We start from the raw sequence: 21203 nt of genomic DNA, 5'->3' as shown, positions 1-21203 counted from the left end.
CCGCACCCGCCCCACGTACAGTGAACAGGTTGCGTCCCTGGCGCCGGCCGGCGCCGACGACAGGAGTCCTCTCCCAGCATGAGCCCCACCACGCCCGACCGCGGAGCGTCGCCCGCCCTCGGCCGCCAGGACATCGCGCACCTCGCGCGACTGGCCCGGCTGGCCGTCACCGACGAGGAGCTCGACCGCTTCGCCGGCCAGCTGGGTGCGGTCCTCGACGCGGTGGCCCAGGTGCAGCGCGCCGACGTCGAGGACGTCGCCCCGATGACCCACGCCGTCCCGCTGACCAACGTGCTGCGCGACGACGTCGCCACCCCGTGCCTGCCGCGCGAGGCCGTCCTGGCCGGCGCGCCCGCCGCCGAGGACGACCGGTTCCGCGTGCCGCGCATCCTGGGGGAGGAGGAGTGAGCGACCTCACCGGGCTGCCGGTCACCGCGCTGCAGAGCGCGCTCGCCGCCGGCGAGACCTCCGCCGTCGAGGTCACCCGCGCCCACCTGGACCGGATCGCCGCCGAGGACGGCGACCTCGGCGCCTACCTGCACGTCGACGCCGAGGCCGCGCTGCGGCGGGCCGGCGAGATCGACGCCTCGGGCACCGCCGGCACGGGCCTCGCCGGCATCCCGGTGGCGCTCAAGGACGTCTTCGTCACCGAGGGCGTGCCCACCACCAGCGGCTCGCGGATCCTCGAGGGCTGGCGCCCGCCGTACTCGGCCACCGTCGCCACCCGGCTGCACGAGGCCGGCACGGTGCTGCTCGGCAAGACCAACATGGACGAGTTCGCGATGGGCTCGTCCACCGAGAACTCCGCGTACCAGGTCACCCGCAACCCGTGGGACCGCGACCGCATCCCCGGCGGCTCGTCGGGTGGCTCCAGCGCCGCGGTGGCCGGCCGGCTCGCCCCGTTCGCGCTCGGCACCGACACCGGCGGCTCGATCCGCCAGCCCGCGGCGGTCACCGGCCTGGTCGGCCACAAGCCCACCTACGGCTCCGTGTCGCGCTACGGGCTGATCGCGTTCTCCTCCAGCCTCGACCAGGCCGGCCCGATGGCCCGCACGGTCATGGACGCCGCCCTGCTGCACGAGGCGATCGGCGGCCACGACCCGCGCGACTCCACGAGCATCGACGCCCCGGTGCCCACCGTCGTCGAGGCCGCCCGCCGCGGCGCCGGCGGCGACCTGTCCGGCCTGCGGGTCGGCGTCGTCCGGGAGCTGGGCGGCGAGGGCGCGCACGAGGGCTACGACGCCGGCGTGCTCGAGCGCTTCGCCGAGGCGGTCGCCCTGCTGGAGGCGGCCGGCGCCGAGGTGCGCGAGGTGTCCTGCCCCTCGTTCGGGCTGGCCCTGCCGGCGTACTACCTGATCGCGCCGAGCGAGGCGTCGTCGAACCTGGCCCGCTTCGAGGGCATGCGCTTCGGCATCCGGGTCGGCGACGACGGCACCCGCGACATCGACGAGGTCATGGCGCTCACCCGCGAGCAGGGCTTCGGCGCCGAGGTCAAGCGCCGGATCATCCTCGGCACCTACGCGCTGTCGGCGGGCTACTACGACGCCTACTACGGCCAGGCGCAGAAGGTCCGCTCGCTGATCACCCGCGACTTCTCCGCCGCCTTCGACGGCGGCGTCGACGTGCTGGTCAGCCCGACCAGCCCGACGGTGGCCTGGCCGCTGGGCGCCCGCGTCGACGACCCGCTGGCCATGTACGCCGCCGACCTGTGCACGCTGCCCGCGAGCCTGGCCGGCGTCCCGGCCATCTCGGTGCCGTGCGGGCTGTCCGAGGGGCTGCCGGTCGGCCTGCAGGTGATGGCGCCGGCGCTGTCCGACGACCGCTGCTACCGCGTCGCCGCCGCCGTCGAGGCCGCCCAGGGCGCGCCGCTCGCCGACCGGCTCCCGGAGCGTGCCGCGTGAACGGCGCGCTCAAGGCCGCCTGGGGCCTGACCGCGTTCGTCGTCCTCGCCGGGCTGGTGCTGTGGCTGACCACCGGCCGGGCCGTCTTCGCCGTCTTCATCGTCCTGGGCGTGCTGACCGGCCTCGGTGCCTGGGTCACCGGCCGCAGCACCACCCCGAAGGGAGGGCCCACCCCGTGACCGAGTCTCTCGTCGACCTCGACGACGTCCTCACCCGCTACGAGCCGGTGATCGGCCTGGAGACCCACGTCGAGCTGGGCACCGAGTCGAAGATGTTCTGCGGCTGCTCGACGACGTTCGGCGCCGAGCCCAACACCCAGACCTGCCCGGTCTGCCTCGGCCTGCCCGGCTCGCTGCCGGTGGCCAACGCCGCCGCCGTCGAGTCGACCATCCGGATCGGCCTGGCGCTGGGCTGCCGGATCGCGTCCTGGTCGCGCTTCGCCCGGAAGAACTACTTCTACCCGGACATCCCGAAGGGCTTCCAGACCAGCCAGTACGACGAGCCGCTGTGCACCGCCGGGCACCTCGACGTCGAGGTGGACGGCGAGACCTACCGCGTGGAGATCGAGCGGGTGCACCTCGAGGAGGACACCGGCAAGAACCTGCACGTCGGCGGCGCCACCGGCCGCATCCACGGCGCCGACCACTCGCTGGTCGACTTCAACCGGGCCGGCATCCCGCTGGTGGAGATCGTCACCCGCCCCGTGGCCGGCGCCGGCGCCAAGGCCCCCGAGGTCGCCCGCGCCTACGTCACCGAGCTGCGCGAGATCATCCAGACCCTCGGCGCCTCGGACGTGCGGATGGAGCAGGGCAGCCTGCGCTGCGACGTGAACACCTCGCTCGCGCCGATCGGCAGCCTGGAGTGGGGCACCCGCACCGAGACCAAGAACGTCAACTCGCTGCGGTCGGTGGAGCGGGCGGTGCGCTACGAGATGCGCCGGCAGGCCGCCGTCCTCGACGCCGGCGGGCGGGTGCTGCAGGAGACCCGGCACTTCCACGAGGACACCGGCAGCACCTCGCCGGGCCGCAGCAAGGAGGAGGCGACCGACTACCGGTACTTCCCCGAGCCCGACCTCGTCCCGCTCGCGCCCGACGCCGAGTGGGTGGAGAAGCTGGCCGCCGGGCTGCCCGAGCTGCCCGCCGCCCGCCGCCGCCGGCTGCAGGAGGAGTGGGGCCTGTCGGCCACCGAGATGACCTGGCTGGTCAACGCCGGGGCGCTCGGGCTGGTCGAGCAGACCGTCGCCGCCGGCGCCACGCCGGCCGACGCCCGCAAGTGGTGGCTGGGCGAGCTCGCCCGCCGGGCCAACGACGCCGGTGTCGAGCTCGCCGACCTCGCCGTCACCCCGGCCCAGGTGGCCGAGCTGACCACGCTGGTCACCGAGGGCACGATCAACGACAAGCTGGCCCGGCAGGCGCTCGACGGCGTCCTGGCCGGCGAGGGCGACCCCCGCGCCGTCGTCGAGGCCCGCGGCCTGGCGGTGATGGGGGAGTCCGACGAGCTCGTCGCCGCCGTCGAGGCCGCGATCGCCGGCGCCCCCGACGTCGTGGAGAAGGTGCGCTCGGGCAAGGTCCAGGCGCTCGGCGCGCTGGTCGGGCAGGTCATGAAGGCCACCCGCGGCCAGGCCGACGCCCCGACCGTGCGGCGGATGCTCGAGGAGCGCGTCCTCGGCGGCTGATGCCGGAGGCCGGAGCCCCCCGCGGAGGTCCGCGGGGGTGCGGCCTCAGACGGGGGAGGAGCCGGTCGAGGACGGCGGCAGGATGCGCAGCACCTTGTCGTCGTCCTCGGCGGGGGCGCCGATGCCGTCCCGGTTGGACGTGGTCACCCACAGCCCGCCCTCGCTGTCGAGGACGACGGTGCGCAGCCGGCCGTAGCGCCCGCTGATGAGCTCGGTCGGGTCCTCGCTGACCCCGCCGTCGCCGTCGAGCTGGACGACGTGCACCCGCTGCCCGTCGAGGGCGCCGAGGAACACCGTGGTCCCCGCCGCGGTGCAGCCGCCCAGGCCGCCCTCGGCGTTGCCGACCTCGAACAGCGGCGCGATCGTCCCGGGGCCCGCGGCCGGCCAGCCGTGGTCGCTGCCCTCGACCAGCTCGTTGAGCTCGTCGGGCCCGGCGGTGGACTCGTCGACGGCGTAGAGCGTGCCCGCCTCGTCGCCGGACGGGCAGACCGCCGTGACGTCGGAGAAGCCGCGGCTGTAGACCGGGCCCGAGGCGGTCGCGGGCTGGCCGAACACGTCGACGTGCAGCACCTTGCCGCCGAGCGACGCCGGGTCCTGCGCCAGCGCCGGGTCGCCGGTGTCCCCGGTGCCGACGAACAGCGTGCCGTCGGGGGCGAACGCGAGCCCGCCGCCGTTGTGCACCTCGCCGCGGGGGATGCCGGTGAGCACCGGGTTCGGGGTGCCGCCGAGCGGGAAGCGGACGATGCGGTTGTCGGTGGCCGTCGAGACGTAGGCGTAGAACAGCCCGTCCTCGTCGAACGTGGGGGACAGCGCCAGGCCCAGCAGCCCGCCGTCGCCGCCGGTGTCCACGCCCGGCAGGACCATGAGCTCCTGCGCGGGCGAGCGGTCGGGGAAGACGTGCAGCAGCCGGCCGGTCTCGCGCTCGCCCACGACCGCGGTGCCGTCGGGCAGCACGACCAGCCCGGTGGGCACGAGCAGGTCGGTGGCGACGACGTTCGGGTCGCCGGCGGTGGTGCCCGAGCCGGGGTCGGCCGGGTCGCCGGGCGAGGGCGCGGGGGAGGACTCGGTGGGCGGCCCGACCTCGGGCGGCGCCCCCTCGGGCAGCGGCCGGAACGGCCCGGCCGGCTCGTAGCCGTCCTCGCCGCACCCGGCGAGCACGAGCGCCAGGGCGACCGCGCAGCCCGCCGCGGCGCCGCGCCGTCCCCGCTGCCGCCTCACCCGCTCCACAGTACGGGCGGAACGCCGCCGGCAGCCGCACGCCGGGCACCGTCCGGCCACGCGCGCAGCGCCCCGGAGCGGTGCCGGTCCCCGGTAGGTTGCCGACCTCACCCGGGCGAGCAGCGGAGGCCGGCATGCGCATCGCGGGAGACGGCGGCGGGCGGCCGCGGGTGGTCACGGTCGGCGGCGGCTTCGCCGGGCTCACCGCCCTGCGCCGGCTGCAGCGGCTGCTCCCCCCGGACGCCGCCGACCTGGTCCTGGTCACGCCGACGGACTACCTGCTCTACAGCCCGCTGCTGCCCGAGGTGGCCACCGGCGTGGTCGAGGCGCGGCACATCGCGGTCTCGCTGCGGCGGCTGCTGCCCCGGGTGCGCCTGGTGCTGGGCCGGGTCGAGGACGTCGACCTGGCCGCGCGCTCGCTCACGCTGCGACCCGCGCACGGGACGCCGACGGCGATGTCGTGGGACCGGCTCCTGCTCATGCCGGGCGCGGTGACCCGCCAGGTGCCGGTCCCCGGGGTCCCCGAGCACGGCCGGGCGCTCAAGACGCTGGTCGAGGCGGTGTTCCTCCGCGACCACCTGCTCGAGCAGCTCGACCTCGCCGACGCCCTGCCCGACACCCCGGCCGGCCGCGCGGAGCGCGCCGCGCGGCTCACCGTGGTCGCCGTCGGTGCGGGCTACACCGGCACCGAGGTGGTCGCCCAGACCCAGCGCTGGCTGCGCCGGATCGAGGGCCGGTGGGACCGCACCCGCGCCGCCGAGGTGCGGTGGGTGCTGGTCGACCTCGCGCCCGCGGTGCTGCCGGAGCTGGGCCCCGAGCTCGGCCGCCGCGCGCTGGACGTGCTCGCCCGCCGCGGCGTCGACGTCCGGCTCCGCACGTCGGTGGTCTCCGCCGACGAGGACGCCGTCGTCCTCACCGACGGCGAGACGATCCCCACCCGCACGCTGGTGTGGGGCGCCGGGGTCGTCGCGCACCCGCTGGTCGGCCGGCTGGGGCTGCCGCTGCGCCGGGGGCGGCTCGCCGTCGATCCCGACCTCGCCGTCCCGGGCGTGGCCGGCGTGTGGGCCGCGGGCGACGCGGCCGCCGTCCCCGACCTCGCCGCCGGGGAGCAGGACGGCGAGCTGCCGGACACCCCGCCGACGGCGCAGCACGCCCAGCGGCAGGGCGCCGTCCTCGGCCGCAACGTCGCCGCCAGCCTCGGCGTCGGCCGGCCCCGCCGGTACCGGCACCGCGACCTCGGCCTGGTCGCCGACCTCGGCGGCTGGGACGCCGTGGCCCGGCCGCTGGGCGTGCCGCTGACCGGGCCGCTGGCCAAGGTCGTCACCCGCGGCTACCACCTCTACGCGATGCCGGCGATGGCCAACCGGGTGCGGGTCGCGGCCGACTGGCTGTTCCAGACGGTGCTGCCGCCGGAGTCCACCCAGCTGTCGGTCGTCCGGCCCGAGGACGCGCGCATCGCCACCGCCCAGGGCCTCGCGCCGCAGGCGGTTCCCGGCCCGGAGGTCGCCGCCGGCGCCTCCTAGGGTCGGGGGCCGTGGCCCCCGAGATCCGCGGCACCGACGTCGTCGGCCCCGACGAGACCCTGACCGTCCTGGTGCCCTCGCGGGCGATGGCCGCGGCGGTGGAGGCGCTGTCCCCGCGCGTGCGCGCGTTCCGCGCCGACCCCGCCGACGGCCCGCCGCCGCAGGAGGCCGCGCAGGCGCAGGTGTGGGTGCCGCCCAGCGGCGGCGCGAGCCCCGACGAGGCGTTCCTCGCCGCGCTCCCACGGCTGCGGCTGGTCCAGCTGGTCAGCGCCGGCGCCGAGCGGTTCGTCGGCCGGCTGCCCGAGGGCGTCGTGCTGTGCAACGCCCGCGGCGCGCACACGCCCTCGACCGCCGAGTGGGTGCTGGCCGCGACGCTGGCCGCCCAGCGCGGCCTGCCCGAGCTGGTCCGCGCGCAGGACGCCGGCCGGTGGAGCCCGGGCACGTTCTCCTCGCTGGTCGGGGCGCGGGTGCTCGTCGTCGGCGCCGGGGACATCGGCCGGCGGATCGGCGCGATGGTGTCCGGCTTCGACGTCGAGCTGACCTACGTCGCGCGCACCGCCCGCGACGGCGTCCACGGCACCGACGAGCTGCCGCGGCTGCTGCCCGACGCCGACGTCGTCGTCCTCGTCGTGCCGGTCACCCCGGAGACCACCGGCCTGGTCGACGCGGGCTTCCTCGCCGCGATGAAGGACGGCGCGCTGCTGGTCAACGCCGCCCGCGGGGTCGTCGTCGACACCGACGCGCTGGTGGCCGAGCTGACCGCGGGCCGGCTGCGCGCCGCGCTCGACGTCACCGAGCCCGAGCCGCTGCCCGAGGGGCACCCGCTGTGGTCCGCGCCGGGACTGCTGCTCACCCCGCACGTGGGCGGGGCGGTGCCGCAGACGGCCGCGCGGTCGGAGGCCGCCGTCCTCGCGCAGCTGCGCCGGGTTCTGGCCGGGGAGCCCCTGGCCGACGTCGTCGGCGACTACTGACGCCGGACCTCGGGATCGTGGTCCGGCCACGCGGGATCATGGGGACGTGACAACCCTCGCGCGCATGCGGCTGAGCCGGGTCGCGCTGCTCCCCGTCGTCTTCCTCGCCGTCTGCGTGCTGCCCTTCGCCGCCGCCTCGCCGTGGGCCGCGCTGGTCCTGCTGCTGCCGCTGCTAGCGGCGGTCTGGGTGCTGCGAGTGGGCGTCGACGTCGACGAGGAGGCGATCACCACGCGCGGGCTGCTCGGGCAGCGCCGCGTGGCCTGGGACGACCTGGCCGGCATCCGCGTCGGCCGCAACGCCCGACTGGTGCTGGTCACCACCGGCGGCGGGGAGGTGCGGCTGCCGGTCCTGCGCGCCCGCGACCTGCCGCGGCTGGCCGGGTGGTCCGGCGGCCGCTTCGACGTCCCGGCGCCGCCTGCCGCCTAGCCCGCGAGCGCGCGCAGCCGCCCGGCCGACTCGCTGCCCTCGGCCGCGGTGTAGACGACCAGCTGCAGCCCGGGGGCGTCGGCCGGCGTGAGCTGGTGGTGCTCGAGCAGCAGGCTGCCCACCTCGGGGTGCTCGAAGCGGCGCTCGGCGGAGCTGAACCGGTCGACGTCGTGGCTGGCCCACCCGGCACGGAACTCCGGGCTGGCCGCCTCGAGCCGGGCGACGAGGTCGACGACCGCCGGGTCGGCCAGCCGCGGGCCCACCTCGGCGCGGAACTGGGTGAGGAAGCGGCGGCTGTCCCCGGCCCAGTCCGCCAGCAGCGCCCGCACCGCCGGGTCGGTGAACACCAGCTCCAGCAGGTTGCGCCGGTCCGCGGGGGCGGCGGCCACCCCGGGGTAGAAGCGCTGGTAGGCGCGGTTCCACCCGGCGATCCACCAGTCGGCGGTGATCGCGTAGGCGGGGGAGGGGCCGAGCGCGTCGAGCAGGCGCTGCACGTGCCCGGGCATCCCGCCCCCGGGGTCGCCGGGCGCGGCGCCGCCGTGGCCGGTCAGCCGCAGCACGTAGCCGTGCTCGGCCGGCGTCATGCGCAGCGTGCGGGCGAGCGCGTCGACCACCTGCCGGGACGGGCGGATGTCGCGGCCCTGCTCCAGCCACGTGTACCAGGTGGAGCTCACCCCGGACAGCAGCGCGACCTCCTCGCGGCGCAGCCCCGGCGTGCGCCGGGGGCCGCCGGCGGGCAGGCCGGTGTCGCGCGGGTCGACCTGGGAGCGGCGCGAGCGGAGGAACTCGCCGAGCTCGCGGCGGGCGGTGGCGGACACGGCGGCTCCCGGGTGGTGGTGTCGGTACCAGTATCGACGGCGTCTGGGAGCGCCCCGGGACCGCGCCTACGCTCGCGGGCGTGACGACCGTGGACGACCCCCGCACCACCGCCGACGTCAAGCCGCGCAGCCGCGAGGTGACCGACGGCATCACCAGGGCCCCGGCCCGCGCGATGCTGCGCGCCGTCGGCATGGGCGACGACGACTGGGACAAGCCGCAGATCGGCGTGGCCTCGTCGTGGAACGAGATCACCCCGTGCAACCTCTCGCTGGACCGGCTGGCCAAGCGGGCCAAGGAGGGCGTGCACGCCGCCGGCGGCTTCCCGCTGGAGTTCGGCACCATCTCGGTCTCCGACGGCATCTCCATGGGCCACGAGGGCATGCGCGCCTCGCTGGTCAGCCGGGAGGTCATCGCGGACTCGGTGGAGACGGTCATGTTCGCCGAGCGGCTCGACGGCTCGGTGCTGCTCGCCGGCTGCGACAAGTCCCTGCCCGGCATGCTCATGGCCGCCGCCCGGCTGGACCTCGCCAGCGTCTTCCTCTACTCGGGCTCCACGCTGCCCGGGAAGCTCGGCGACCGCGACGACCTGACGATCATCGACGTCTTCGAGGCCGTCGGCGCCTGCGCCCGCGGGCTGATCACCCAGGACGAGCTGGCCGCCGTCGAGCGGGCCGCCTGCCCCGGCATGGGCTCCTGCGGCGGCATGTACACCGCCAACACGATGGCCAGCGTCGCCGAGGCGCTGGGCATGAGCCTGCCCGGCAGCGCCGCCCCGCCGGCGCCCGACAGCCGCCGCGACGCCTTCGCCGTCGCCTCCGGCGAGGCCGTGGTCAACCTGCTGCGGAAGGGCATCACCGCGCGGCAGATCATGACCCGGCAGGCGTTCGAGAACGCGATCACCGTGGTCATGGCGCTGGGAGGCTCCACCAACGCGGTCCTGCACCTCATGGCCATCGCGCACGAGGCGCAGGTCGAGCTCACCCTCGACGACTTCAACCGGATCGGCGACCGCACGCCGCACCTGGCCGACGTCAAGCCCTTCGGCCGGTACGTCATGACCGACGTCGACCGCATCGGCGGCGTCCCGGTCGTGCTGCGCGCGCTGCTCGACGCCGGTCTGCTGCACGGCGACACGCTCACCGTGACCGGGAAGACGATGGCCGAGAACCTCGCCGAGATCGCCCCGCCGGACCCCGACGGCGCGATCATCCACGCGATGTCCCAGCCCATCCACCGCACCGGCGGCCTGACGATCCTGCACGGCTCGCTGGCGCCGGAGGGCGCCGTGGTGAAGTCGGCCGGCTTCGACCGCGACGTGTTCGAGGGCACCGCCCGGGTCTTCGACGGCGAGCAGGGCGCCATGGACGCCGTCACCGAGGGCACGCTGCAGGCCGGCGACGTCGTCGTCATCCGGTACGAGGGGCCCAAGGGCGGCCCGGGCATGCGCGAGATGCTCGCCGTCACCGGCGCGATCAAGGGCGCGGGCCTGGGCAAGGACGTCCTGCTGCTCACCGACGGCCGGTTCTCCGGCGGCACCACCGGGCTGTGCATCGGCCACGTCGCGCCGGAGGCCACCGAGGGCGGCCCGATCGCGCTGGTCCGCGACGGCGACCCGGTCCGGCTGGACCTCACCACCCGCACGCTGGACCTGCTGGTGGACGACGACGAGCTGGCCCGCCGCCGCGCGGACTGGGCGCCGCTGCCCCCGCGCTACACCACCGGCGTCCTCGGCAAGTACGCCAAGCTGGTCGGCTCCGCGGCCAACGGCGCCATCTGCGGCTAGTCCCCCCGATGGGGTGACGGCGCTCCCCGGGAACTGGTCCCGGGGAGCGCCGCTGCCGACACCCCCGGTGTGGACAGGCGGATCAGGTGGCTGCTGGCGTGTGCCGTGCCGGCCGCAGCGGCGTGCGCCCTGGCGGTCGCCGTGCCCGCGCTGGACCCGGTCTCCGACGCCGTCACCGGCCTGGCCGGGGTGCTCACCGCGCTCGCGCTGCTGGCGCTGAGCCGGCCCGGTGACCCCTCCACCCCGCCGTGGCGGGTGCTCGCCGCCGCGGCGCTGTTCCCCGTCCTCGGCCTGGTCCTCGCCACCGCGGCCCGGCCGGAGACGGTGCTGTCCGCGGTGGTGCTGCGCTGGCTGCCCACCGTCCCCGGCTACGTCCTCGTGGTCGTGGCCCTGCTCGGCATGGTCGAGCGGTCCAGCCTGCGGCGCACCTGCCGGCGGACGACGCTCGAGCTCGCCCTCTTCGGCGTCGCCGCGCTCGCCGTCATGCAGTTCCTGCTGGTCGGCCCGGGAAACAGCTGGTCCGCGCTGTCCCTGGGCGCGCAGCTCGTCCTGGGCGCCGCGGTCGTGGCCGCGGCCGCCACCATGGCCGCCGGCCTCACCGTCCTCGGGGCGGTCGAGGCGCACCGCCGGCGCATGGCCGCGGTGCTGCTCGGCGGCCTCGTCCTGCTGTGCGCCGCGCGCGGCACCGCCACCTCCGCCACGCTGCTCGGCGCGCACGAGGTCGTCCCGGCCACCCGTGTGGCCGTCGTCGTCGGCCTGGCGCTGCTGGTCCTCGCCCGCCTGCTCGACCCCGGCACCGGCCCGGACGTCCCGCGCCGCGCGGCCGACGGCCGCGCCGACCCGCTGCGCTCGGTCCTGCCGCACCTGGCGCTGGTGGCCGTGGTGGCGCTCGTCGTCGTTCCGCTGGCGCTGGGCACCCGGCCGACCGCGGTCACCCTCGCCGGGGCCCTGGCCTGCGTGGGCCTGGCCGCCGCGCACCGCTGGGTCACCGCCCGCGAGGACCACCAGCGCGGCGCCCGGCTGCGCCGCGACGAGGCCTACTTCCGCCACCTGCTGCACTCCGGCCGCGACGCCGTCCTCGTCCTCGACGCCCGGCTGCGCGTCGGCTGGGTCTCCCCGGCGATGGCCGCGCTCGTCGGCGCCACGCCGCAGCAGCTCCTCGGCCGCGACGTGCTCTCCGGCGCCGCCGGCCGGCCCGGGACCCTGGAGCCCGCGGACGCCGCCGCGCTGCGCCGGGTCCTCGACGCCGGCACCGACGCCGGCACCGGCGGGCTGGTGACGCTGCACGTCCGCGACGCGGGCGGCGCCCGGCGCTGCCTCGAGGCCAGCGTCTCCGACCTGCGCAGCGACCCCGCGGTCGCCTCGGTGGTGCTGCACTGCCGCGACGTGACCGAGCGGGAGGCCCGCGAGCGGGCGCTGGAGGAGCTGGCGTTCACCGACGCGCTCACCGGCCTGCCCAACCGGGCCGGCTGGGACGCAGCCCTGGAGCCCGCGACCGCCCGCGCCGGGTCCGCGGTCCTGCTCGTCGAGGTCGCCGGCCTGGACGAGGTCCGCGAGCACGCCGGCCGCGACGCCGTCGCCGCCGTCCTCGTCGAGCTGGGCCGGCGGCTGCGCGCCGCCGTGCGCGGCGACGAGGTCGTCGCCCGGCTGGTCGGCGGCACCTACGCGGTCCTGGCCGAGGGCGACGACGACACCGCCGCGCTGCTCGCCGACCGCTGCCTGGCCCTGCTCGAGCAGCCGGTGACCACCGCCGCCGGCGTCTTCGACCTCACCGCCACCGTCGGCGTGGTCGTCGTCGAGCCGGGGACCGGCGCCGCCGAGGTCGGCGCCCGCGCCGAGCTCGCGGTCGCGGCCGCCCGGGCCTCCCGCTCGGCGCGCGCCACCTGCTGGACACCGGCGCTCGGCGCGGCCGCCGCCCGCCGCGACCGGCTGCGCGCGGACCTGCCCGGCGCCGCCGGCCGCGGGGAGCTGTGGCTGGCGTTCCAGCCGGTGGTGTCGATGGCCGACAAGCGGGTCTCCGGCGTCGAGGCGCTGCTGCGCTGGCGGCACCCGGAACTGGGGGAGGTCCCGCCGCGGGAGTTCGTCCCGATCGCCGAGCGAGCCGGGGTCGTCGGCGAGCTGCAGCGCTGGGCGCTGCGGGAGATCACCGCGGCCGCCGCCGTGCTGCCGGCCGGCGACGGCGGGCCCCTGCGGATCGGCATGAACGTCTCCGCCGCGCACGTGGCGGAGCGCACCCTCGTCGACGACGTCGCCGGCGCGCTGTCCGCCTCCGGCCTGGCGCCCGAGCGGCTGGTCCTGGAGGTCACCGAGTCGACCGTGCTGGCCGAGGGCGACTCCGTGGCCGTCGACGCCGAGGCGCTGCGGCTCATGGGCGTGCACGTGGCCCTGGACGACTTCGGCACCGGCTCGTCGTCGCTGGGCCTGCTCACCCGGCTCCCGGTCGACGTGCTCAAGCTCGACCGGTCCTTCGTCTCCCGCGTCGACCGCGACCGGCAGAGCCGCGCGCTGTGCGAGGCGGTCGTGACCGTCGGCCGGTCCCTGGGGCTGCAGGTCGTCGCCGAGGGCGTCGAGACGCCGGCCCAGCTCGGCGTGCTCCGCGGCCTGGGCGTCGACCAGGCGCAGGGCTTCCTGCTGTCCCGCCCGCTGCCGCTGGCCGACCTCGTGGCGCTGCTGCGCGACGGCGCGGGCCTGCTGTGGCCGGGGCTGGTCGGGTCCTCGGCCGACCCGGTCCCGGCGCCGGCCGAGCCCTCCACCGTCCGGGCCGGCCGCCGTGGCTGACCGCGCCGCCCCGGCGGTCCACGTCCTGCTGGCAGTCCTCGGCGTCGCCGCCGTCGCCGGTCTGCTCACCGGTGCGCCCGACTGGCTGGTGCCCGCCGCGCTCGGGACGGCGTCCGCCGCCTCGGCCGCGGTGCTCGCCCGCTGGGCCGCCCGGCTCCCCGGGCGCGCCGGCCGGCCCTGGCGGGCGCTGTCCGCCGCCGGCGCGCTGCTCGCCCTCGGCCAGGCGCTGGCCCTCGCCGCACCCGGTCGCGACCTCGCCACCGGCGGCGTCGAGGACCTCCTGACGCTGCTCGGCGTCCCGGTCGCCGTCTCGGTGGCGCTCCTGCTGCTGCCGCCGCGATCGCACCGGCGGCTGGGCACGCGGGTGCTGCTCGACGGCGTGGTCGTCACCGTCGCCGTCGCCCTGCTCGGCAGCGTGCTGCTCGGCGACCTCGTCGCCCGGACCACCGGGCCGGGCAGCGGGCTGATCACGGCCGGCTCCCCCCTGGTCGGGGCGCTCCTGTGCGGCATCGGCCTGGTCACCCTCACCGCCGTCCCCGAGGGCCGCCGCCGCGCCGCCGGCTGGCTGCTCGCCGCCTTCGTCGCGATGTCACTGGTCGCACTCGCCGGCGCGCTGGGCCGCACCTCGGCGGGCACCGCCCCGGGCTGGGGCGTGGTCGTCGTGCTCGGCTGGCTGGCCATGCTCGCCGCCGGCCTGTGCGCCGCCCGGGCCGACGCCGGCGCGCACGCCGACACCGGCGCCGGCCGCCGCGCGCTGCCCCTGCGCGGGGGCGTCCTCGCCCACGGCGCGGCCACCGCCGCGCTGCTCGCGGTCGCCGGCGGCGCCGTCGCCGGCCGCCCGCTGCCCGCGGCCGAGGCCGCCGCGACCGTCGTCCTCCTCCTGCTCACCTCGGCGCGGACGCTCTACTGGGCCCTGGACGCCGCGGCGCTCACCCGCCGGCTCGAGCGGACCGAGGGCTGGTTCCGCGCGCTGGTGCACAGCGGCGACGCCGTCACGCTGGTCCTCGACGGCTCCGGCCGCGTCACCTCCGCGACCGGCCCGGTCGCCGAGCGGCTCGGCGTCGCGGAGGAGGACCTGCGCGGCCAGGTGCTGCTGGCCCTCCTGCACCCGGGGGACCGGGACCTGCTCGACCGCGTCTCCGCCGCGCTCCGGGACGGCACGCCCGACGGCCTGCCCGCCACCGGCCGGCTGCGCGCCACCGACGGCACGTGGCGCGACGTCGAGGTCACCGGCGCCGCCCCCGCGGCGGGCCGCCGTTCCGGCGACGGGCTGGTGCTGCACCTGCGCGACGTCACCGAGCGCCGCGCCGGGCAGCGCGAGCTCGAGCGCCTGGCCTACACCGACTCGCTCACCGGGCTGCCCAACCGCGCCCGCTTCATGGCCGCCCTGGACGGCGCCCTGACCCAGGTGTCCCGCGGCCGGCGCTCCTGCGTGCTGCTGCTCGACCTCGACGGCTTCAAGGCGGTCAACGACGTCGCCGGGCACGACGCGGGGGACCGGCTGCTGTGCGAGGTGGCCGACTCGCTGCGCGCCGAGGCCCGCGCCGGGGACCTGGTCGCCCGGCTCGGCGGCGACGAGTTCGCCCTCGTCGTCGACGCCGGCCCTGACGAGGCGCTGGCCCTGGCCGAGCGGCTGGTCGCGCGGCTGGACCGCACCCAGCGCTACGCCGCCCCGGGCGACCCGGAGGGCGCCGGCCCGGTGTTGCGCACCTCTGCGAGCGTCGGCGTCACCGAGGTGGTGGCCGGCGCCGACGCCTCGGCGACCGTCCGCGAGGCCGACCTCGCGCTGCGCACGGTCAAGGCGCAGGGCAAGAACGGCGTCCGGGCCTCGGGGGAGGCGCTGGTGGAGGAGTCCGCTCGGCGCAGCCGGCTGGCCCGCGACCTGCCCGCCGCCATCGAGCGGGGCCAGCTGCGGGTGGTCTACCAGCCCGTCGCCGGAGTGGAGGAGCGCCGCGTCCTGGGCGTCGAGGCCCTGGTGCGCTGGGACCACCCGGTGCTCGGCCCGGTGCCGCCGGAGGAGTTCATCGGCCTGGCCGAGGAGGACGGGCTGATCGTGCCGCTGCAGCGGTGGGTGCTGCAGACGGCGACCACCGAGCACGCCCGCCTCGTCGCACAGGGCCGGGACCTCAAGCTCGGCGTCAACATCTCCGTGCGCCACCTGCAGGCGCGCTGCCTGGTCGAGGACGTCACCCGCGCCCTGCAGCGCTCGGGCCTGCCCGCGCACCTGCTGATGGTCGAGGTCACCGAGAGCGTCCTCATGGACGACGACGAGCGGCTGCTCGCCGAGCTCGCCGAGCTGTCGGCGCTGGGCTGCATCGTCTCCCTCGACGACTTCGGCAAGGGCTACTCGTCGCTGGCCTACCTCGCCCGGCTGCCCGTGCAGGTGCTGAAGATGGACCGCGGCTTCGTGTCCGGCATCGACACCGACCCGCGCGGCGCGGCCCTGGTCGGCAGCGTCGTCGACCTCGGCCGCACGCTCGGCATGGACGTCGTCGCCGAGGGCGTGGAGACCCCCGAGCAGATGGCGGTCCTCACCGCGCTCGGCTGCCGGTTCCTGCAGGGCTGGCTGATCGGCCGGCCCGTCCCCGGCGCCGCCCTGCCGGCGCTGGTCGACGCCTTCGATCCCGCCCTGCCGACCGGCCCGGTGCCCGTCGCCGTCCCATGACACGGACGACACGATCCCACTGTGTGGGACAGCCTGGTTGACGTCGCGGCGGTCGAGGCGCACAGTGTCCGCGTGACCTCCGCCCGCCTGCTCCTCGTAGTCGCCTAGCGCGCCGGTCGCCCGACCGACGCGCTACGCCCCTCTGTGCCCACGGCACGAGGGGTTTTTTGTTGGCACGAGGCCCGGGGCGGGGCCGGCCCGGCGGACAGCCGGGACCCTCCCCGCACCCGGGCGACACCGAGCAGACACCCGGAACCGCACGCCCGTCCCGCCCGTCCGGCACAGGAGACGCCCCGCATGACCAGCACCCCGAGCGAGTCCGCCACCCGAGAGGCCGCCGCGGCCCTCGCCGGTGTCGAGACGACGGCCCGCTCGATCGCCGAGTCCGCCGCCGAGCCCGCGACCGGCATCACCGGCGCGCAGAGCCTGGTCCGCTCGCTCGAGGCCGCGGGCGTCGAGGTGGTCTTCGGCATCCCGGGCGGCGCGATCCTGCCCGCCTACGACCCGCTGTTCGACTCGCGCGTGCGGCACGTCCTCGTCCGGCACGAGCAGGGCGCCGGGCACGCGGCCACCGGGTACGCGCAGGCCACCGGCCGGGTCGGCGTCTGCATGGCCACCTCCGGCCCGGGTGCGACCAACCTGGTCACCCCGCTGGCCGACGCCTACATGGACTCGGTGCCGATCGTCGCGATCACCGGCCAGGTGCCCAGCGGGGCGATCGGGACCGACGCCTTCCAGGAGGCGGACATCCGCGGCATCACGATGCCGATCACCAAGCACAACTTCCTGGTCACCGACCCGGCGGAGATCCCGCAGCGGATCGCCGAGGCCTTCCACCTCGCCGCCACCGGCCGCCCCGGCCCGGTCCTGGTCGACATCCCCAAGGACGTGCTGCAGGCGACCACCGACTTCTCCTGGCCGCCGCGGCTGGACCTGCCCGGCTACAAGCCGACCACCCGCCCGCACGGCAAGCAGGTCCGCGAGGCCGCCGCGCTGATCGCCGGCGCCCGCCGGCCGGTCCTCTACGTCGGCGGCGGGGTGCTCAAGGCCCGCGCGACCGAGGAGCTCGCCGAGCTCGCCGAGCTCACCGGGGCGCCGGTCGTCACCACCCTCATGGCCCGCGGCGCGTTCCCCGACAGCTCGCCGCAGCACCTGGGCATGCCCGGCATGCACGGCACCGTCGCCGCGGTCACCGCGCTGCAGAAGGCCGACGTCCTCGTCGCGCTCGGCGCCCGCTTCGACGACCGGGTGACCGGCCAGCTGTCCTCCTTCGCGCCCGGCGCGCTGGTGGTCCACGCCGACATCGACCCGGCCGAGATCGGCAAGAACCGCCGGGCCGACGTGCCGATCGTCGGCGACGCGAAGGAGACGATCGCGGAGCTCGTGACCGCGCTGCGCGCCGAGCACGCCGCCGGCCGCACGCCCGACCTCGCCGCCTGGTGGGCCCAGCTCGACGACTGGCGGGCCCGCTACCCGCTGGGCTACGACTGGCCCGAGGACGGCTCGCTGTCGCCGCAGTACGTCATCGAGCGGCTCGGCGCGATCGCCGGCCCGGACGCGATCTACGCCTCCGGCGTCGGTCAGCACCAGATGTGGGCCGCGCAGTTCATCCGGTACGAGAAGCCCGGCACGTGGCTCAACAGCGGCGGCGCCGGGACGATGGGCTACGCCGTCCCCGCGGCCATGGGCGCCAAGTACGGCCGCCCCGGGACCACGGTCTGGGCGATCGACGGCGACGGCTGCTTCCAGATGACCAACCAGGAGCTGGCCACCTGCGCCATCGAGGGCATCCCGGTCAAGATCGCGATCATCAACAACGGCAACCTCGGCATGGTCCGGCAGTGGCAGACCCTCTTCTACGAGGGCCGCTACTCCAACACCAAGCTGCACCCGGTGGACGACGAGGGCCGGCCCAAGCCGGTGCGCATCCCCGACTTCGTGATGCTGGCCGAGGCGATGGGCTGCGTCGGGCTGCGCTGCGAGAGCAAGGACGACGTCGACGCCGTGATCCAGAAGGCCATGGCGATCGACGACGCGCCGGTGGTCATCGACTTCGTCGTCGGCCACGACGCCCAGGTGTGGCCGATGGTCGCCGCGGGCGCCAGCAACGACGACATCCTCGCCGCGCGCGGCCTGCGCCCGGTCTTCGGCGACGACCAGGTCTGATGAAGGACCCCGTTCCTCCCCGCCGCTCGCACGCTCGCGGCGGGCCCCTGGAACCGGGCCGAACGACGAATCGGAAGCAGGTTCCCCTCAGATGACCCGCCACACCCTGTCGGTCCTGGTCGAGAACAAGGCCGGTGTGCTGGCCCGCGTCTCGGCGCTGTTCAGCCGGCGCGCGTTCAACATCGAGTCGCTGGCCGTCGGGCCCACCGAGAACCCCGACCTGTCGCGGATGACGATCGTCGTCGACGCCGAGTCCGCGCCGCTGGAGCAGGTGACCAAGCAGCTCAACAAGCTCGTCGAGGTCATCAAGATCGTCGAGCTCGACGGCGGCGCCGCGGTCCAGCGCGAGCTCCTGCTGGTCAAGGTGCGCGCGCCGATGGCCGAGCGCACCACGGTGCTGCAGACCGCCGAGCTGTTCCGCGCCCGCGTCGTCGACGTCAACACCGACACCGTGACCCTCGAGGCCACCGGCACCCCGGACAAGCTGCAGGCCCTGCTCGCCGTCCTCGCCCCGCTCGGGATCAAGGAGATGGCGCAGTCGGGCACCGTGGCCCTCGGCCGGGGTCCGCGCTCGATGAGCGGCGCCGGTACCTTGCGCCCGGTCGACCGCAGCGCCTAGCCCCGCAGCGCCCGGTCCCCGCGGCGCCCAGTCCCCGCACCCCCGCACGAGAACAACCGAAGGAGCACGCACCGCATGGCCGAGATCTTCTACGACGACGACGCCGACCTGTCGATCATCCAGGGGCGCACGGTCGCCGTCATCGGCTACGGCAGCCAGGGCCACGCGCACGCCCTGTCGCTGCGCGACTCCGGGGTGGACGTCCGCGTCGGGCTGCCCGAGGGCAGCAAGAGCCGGGCCAAGGCCGAGGCCGAGGGCCTGCGGGTCGTCACGCCGGCCGAGGCCGCCGCCGAGGCCGACCTGGTCATGATCCTGGCGCCGGACCACGTGCAGCGGACGCTGTACAGCGAGTCGATCGAGCCCAACCTGCAGGACGGCGACGCGCTGTTCTTCGGCCACGGCTTCAACATCCGCTTCGGCTACATCAAGCCCCCGGCCGGCGTCGACGTCGCGATGGTCGCCCCCAAGGGCCCGGGCCACCTCGTCCGCCGCGAGTTCGAGAACGGCAAGGGCGTGCCCTGCCTGGTCGCCGTCGAGCAGGACGCGAGCGGGCAGGCCCTCCAGCTCGCGCTGTCCTACGCCAAGGCCATCGGCGGCGCCCGCGCCGGCGTCATCAGGACCACCTTCGCCGAGGAGACCGAGACCGACCTGTTCGGCGAGCAGGCCGTCCTCTGCGGCGGCGCCAGCGCGCTGATCACCGCCGGGTTCGAGACCCTCACCGAGGCCGGTTACCAGCCCGAGGTCGCCTACTTCGAGTGCCTGCACGAGTTGAAGCTGATCGTCGACCTCATGTACGAGGGCGGCATCGCCAAGCAGCGCTGGTCGGTGTCCGACACCGCCGAGTACGGCGACTACACCTCCGGCCCGAAGGTCATCGACGCCCGCGTCAAGGAGTCGATGAAGGAGGTCCTCGCCGCGATCAAGGACGGCTCGTGGGCCGCGGCCTTCATCGCCGACCAGGACGCCGGGGCGCCGGACTTCAAGCGCCGCCGCGCCGAGGCCGAGGCGCACCCGATCGAGGAGACCGGCCGCAAGCTGCGCGGCCTGATGAGCTGGGTGTCGGCCTCCGACGACTACACCGGCACCGCCGCCCGCTCGTAGCGTCCGGCAACGCGAACGGCCCCCGCTGCCTGCCGGCAGCGGGGGCCGTTCGCGTGTGCGGGGAGGTCAGTAGGCCAGGCCCCGCGAGGCGAAGTACTGCCTGGACTGCGGCTGCTGGAGGAAGAAGACGATCAGGCCCGGCAGCACGAAGCCGAGCAGCGCCGAGAACTCGAACCCGCCGCCGACGGCCAGCGAGATGACCAGCGTCAGCAGCTGGATGCCGATCGAGGCGTAGCTGCCGAGGAGCAGCAGCCGCGGCGACTTGCCGGTGAGCACCTGGATGCCGCCGACCAGGACGACGACGGCCGTGGCGACCGCCAGCAGGGTGACGATCCCGAGCAGCGGGCTGAGCGCGAACAGCAGGCCGATCCCCAGGATGGCGATCAGGCCGAACAGCGAGCCCAGGCCGCCGATGACGACGCCGATCACCGCAGCCGCGGTGACCTGCCCGGGACGCTGCCCGGCCGGGGCGCCGCCGTAGGGGGAGGGGCCGCCGAAGCCGCCGCCGTAGGGGGCCGGGTTGCCGGGCGCCTGCTGGCCGTACGGCTGGGCGCCGTAGGGCTGCTGGCCGTAGGGCTGCGCGCCGGGCGCGCCGTACCCGGGCTGCCCCCCCGGCGGCGTGTTCTTGTCGAAGCTGGGGTTGGTCATGCTCGGGTTCCTCCTGGAGGTGGCTCCGCCCTGTCGGCGGTCGGCGGCGGAGTGTAGGGGCTCGCTGGCATCCGTGGGGGTCCGCCGACGCGGCGTCCCCCCACGGACGGACTCAACGACCGCGGCGGGCGCGGTGTGCCGCGAAGAAGGCCGCGGCGGGCTTCAGGGACAGCAGCACGACGATCGCCAGCGCGGCCAGGAAGAACAGCAGGCTGGTGACGATCCCGCCGGCTCCGGCGGTGTCGGCGTCGGCGAGGTTGCCGATCAGGCCGAACAGGGTGAAGGCCAGCGCGATCGAGCCGCCGACCAGGAGCATCACGCGGCTGCGCCCGGTCAGCGCCCACACCGAGCCCCAGATCGTGACGACGGTCCACACCAGCGCGATGAGGCCGAACACCAGGATCACGCCGCCGACCGTGCCGGCGACCGACCCGAAGCCGGGGATCTCGCTGTCCAGCTCGTCGCCGGCGCTGCTGGCCACGGCGCCCGCGAAGACCAGCAGCAGGCTGATCAGGACGCCGATCGCGCCCAGCACGAAGCCCAGCACGGCCGCGGTCACGACGCCGCCCGGCTTGGCCGGGACCCCGCCCTGCCCGTACTGCCCGTACTGCTGGCCGTAGGGACCCGGCTGCCCGTACTGGCCGTACTGCTGGCCGTAGGGCTGGGCCTGCCCGTAGCCCTGCTGGCCGTACCCCTGCTGCCCGTACGGCTGGGTCTGGCCGTACCCCTGCTGGCCGTGGCCCTGCTGCTGCCCGTAGCCCCCCTGGCCGTACTGCTGGCCGTAGCCCTGCTGGCCCTGCCCCTGGCCCTGCTGGCCGTACTGCTGGCCGTACGACGGGTCCTGGGGCTGACCCTGGCCGGAGGCCGAGGCCCCGCCGCTGTCCTTGCTGAAGTCGGTCATGGTCTCCT

Annotated in this window: 17 protein-coding genes; 13 read left to right on the top strand and 4 right to left on the bottom strand. The window is 76.3% G+C overall.

Annotated elements, in window-relative coordinates:
* Positions 1 to 78 precede the first annotated feature (78 nt).
* The 4 genes from gatC to gatB are packed head-to-tail and all read left to right on the top strand — an operon-like array spanning position 79 to position 3576.
* Positions 79 to 408 carry an Asp-tRNA(Asn)/Glu-tRNA(Gln) amidotransferase subunit GatC gene (gatC, locus tag ACI8AA_RS05545; protein ID WP_457043509.1) on the top strand — a complete coding sequence of 110 codons (330 nt, stop codon included), beginning with the start codon at positions 79 to 81 and terminating at the stop codon, positions 406 to 408.
* Entirely contained in the window at positions 405 to 1901 is a 1497-nt protein-coding gene (gene gatA / locus ACI8AA_RS05540; RefSeq protein WP_457043508.1) for an Asp-tRNA(Asn)/Glu-tRNA(Gln) amidotransferase subunit GatA, read from the top strand. The genes gatC and gatA overlap by 4 nt, the downstream gene beginning before the upstream one ends.
* Positions 1898 to 2080, top strand: a complete 183-nt coding sequence (locus ACI8AA_RS05535) for a hypothetical protein (protein ID WP_457043507.1) — start codon at positions 1898 to 1900, stop codon at positions 2078 to 2080. The genes gatA and ACI8AA_RS05535 overlap by 4 nt, the downstream gene beginning before the upstream one ends.
* The gene (gatB, locus tag ACI8AA_RS05530) at positions 2077 to 3576 is read left to right on the top strand and encodes an Asp-tRNA(Asn)/Glu-tRNA(Gln) amidotransferase subunit GatB (protein WP_457043506.1); all 1500 of its coding nucleotides are present in this window, start codon (positions 2077 to 2079) and stop codon (positions 3574 to 3576) included. The genes ACI8AA_RS05535 and gatB overlap by 4 nt, the downstream gene beginning before the upstream one ends.
* Positions 3577 to 3621: 45 nt before the next feature.
* Here the strand turns inward: gatB and ACI8AA_RS05525 are convergent, their stop codons facing one another.
* A complete protein-coding gene (locus ACI8AA_RS05525) occupies positions 3622 to 4794 on the bottom strand; it encodes a PQQ-dependent sugar dehydrogenase (RefSeq protein WP_457043505.1) in 1173 nt (390 codons plus the stop codon).
* Positions 4795 to 4928: 134 nt separating this feature from the next.
* Here ACI8AA_RS05525 and ACI8AA_RS05520 point away from each other — a divergent pair, with 134 nt between their 5' ends.
* The 3 genes from ACI8AA_RS05520 to ACI8AA_RS05510 are packed head-to-tail and all read left to right on the top strand — an operon-like array spanning position 4929 to position 7715.
* A complete protein-coding gene (locus ACI8AA_RS05520; RefSeq protein WP_457043504.1) occupies positions 4929 to 6317 on the top strand; it encodes an NAD(P)/FAD-dependent oxidoreductase in 1389 nt (462 codons plus the stop codon).
* 11 nt (positions 6318 to 6328) lie between these two features.
* Positions 6329 to 7288: a 2-hydroxyacid dehydrogenase gene (locus tag ACI8AA_RS05515; protein ID WP_457043503.1), complete on the top strand. Its 960-nt coding sequence runs from the start codon at positions 6329 to 6331 to the stop codon at positions 7286 to 7288.
* A gap of 46 nt (positions 7289 to 7334) precedes the next feature.
* Positions 7335 to 7715, top strand: coding sequence for a PH domain-containing protein (locus ACI8AA_RS05510; RefSeq protein WP_457043502.1), 381 nt, complete (start codon positions 7335 to 7337; stop codon positions 7713 to 7715).
* Here the strand turns inward: ACI8AA_RS05510 and ACI8AA_RS05505 are convergent.
* On the bottom strand, positions 7712 to 8533 hold the full coding sequence (locus ACI8AA_RS05505) for a helix-turn-helix transcriptional regulator (RefSeq protein WP_457043501.1): 822 nt from the start codon (positions 8531 to 8533) through the stop codon (positions 7712 to 7714). The two genes, ACI8AA_RS05510 and ACI8AA_RS05505, sit on opposite strands and share 4 nt — an antisense overlap.
* 80 nt (positions 8534 to 8613) lie before the next feature.
* Here ACI8AA_RS05505 and ilvD point away from each other — a divergent pair, with 80 nt between their 5' ends.
* From ilvD to ilvC, 6 genes are all read left to right on the top strand, one after another.
* Entirely contained in the window at positions 8614 to 10317 is a 1704-nt protein-coding gene (ilvD, locus tag ACI8AA_RS05500) for a dihydroxy-acid dehydratase (RefSeq protein ID WP_457043500.1), read from the top strand.
* Positions 10318 to 10422: 105 nt separating this feature from the next.
* On the top strand, positions 10423 to 13095 hold the full coding sequence (locus ACI8AA_RS05495) for a putative bifunctional diguanylate cyclase/phosphodiesterase (RefSeq protein ID WP_457043499.1): 2673 nt from the start codon (positions 10423 to 10425) through the stop codon (positions 13093 to 13095).
* Positions 13088 to 15760 carry a putative bifunctional diguanylate cyclase/phosphodiesterase gene (locus tag ACI8AA_RS05490; RefSeq protein ID WP_457043498.1) on the top strand — a complete coding sequence of 891 codons (2673 nt, stop codon included), beginning with the start codon at positions 13088 to 13090 and terminating at the stop codon, positions 15758 to 15760. Before ACI8AA_RS05495 ends, ACI8AA_RS05490 begins: the two co-directional genes overlap by 8 nt.
* A gap of 297 nt (positions 15761 to 16057) precedes the next feature.
* Positions 16058 to 17926, top strand: coding sequence for an acetolactate synthase large subunit (locus ACI8AA_RS05485; protein WP_457043497.1), 1869 nt, complete (start codon positions 16058 to 16060; stop codon positions 17924 to 17926).
* A 91-nt stretch (positions 17927 to 18017) separates the two neighbouring features.
* Positions 18018 to 18545, top strand: a complete 528-nt coding sequence (gene ilvN, locus ACI8AA_RS05480; RefSeq protein WP_456929174.1) for an acetolactate synthase small subunit — start codon at positions 18018 to 18020, stop codon at positions 18543 to 18545.
* A 75-nt stretch (positions 18546 to 18620) separates the two neighbouring features.
* On the top strand, positions 18621 to 19646 hold the full coding sequence (gene ilvC, locus ACI8AA_RS05475; protein WP_457043496.1) for a ketol-acid reductoisomerase: 1026 nt from the start codon (positions 18621 to 18623) through the stop codon (positions 19644 to 19646).
* A gap of 66 nt (positions 19647 to 19712) precedes the next feature.
* Here ilvC and ACI8AA_RS05470 read toward each other — a convergent pair whose 3' ends face one another.
* Together ACI8AA_RS05470 and ACI8AA_RS05465 are read right to left on the bottom strand one after the other, a co-directional pair.
* Positions 19713 to 20294 carry a hypothetical protein gene (locus ACI8AA_RS05470; protein ID WP_457043495.1) on the bottom strand — a complete coding sequence of 194 codons (582 nt, stop codon included), beginning with the start codon at positions 20292 to 20294 and terminating at the stop codon, positions 19713 to 19715.
* A gap of 112 nt (positions 20295 to 20406) precedes the next feature.
* Positions 20407 to 21195 (bottom strand): hypothetical protein, encoded by a 789-nt coding sequence (locus tag ACI8AA_RS05465; RefSeq protein ID WP_457043494.1) that lies wholly within the window; start codon positions 21193 to 21195, stop codon positions 20407 to 20409.
* Positions 21196 to 21203 lie beyond the last annotated feature (8 nt).

It is taken from the genome of Geodermatophilus sp. SYSU D01180 (genome assembly GCF_054050415.1).
Note: the sequence above shows the minus strand (reverse complement) of the source record. Positions and strands in the feature narration are given on the sequence as shown.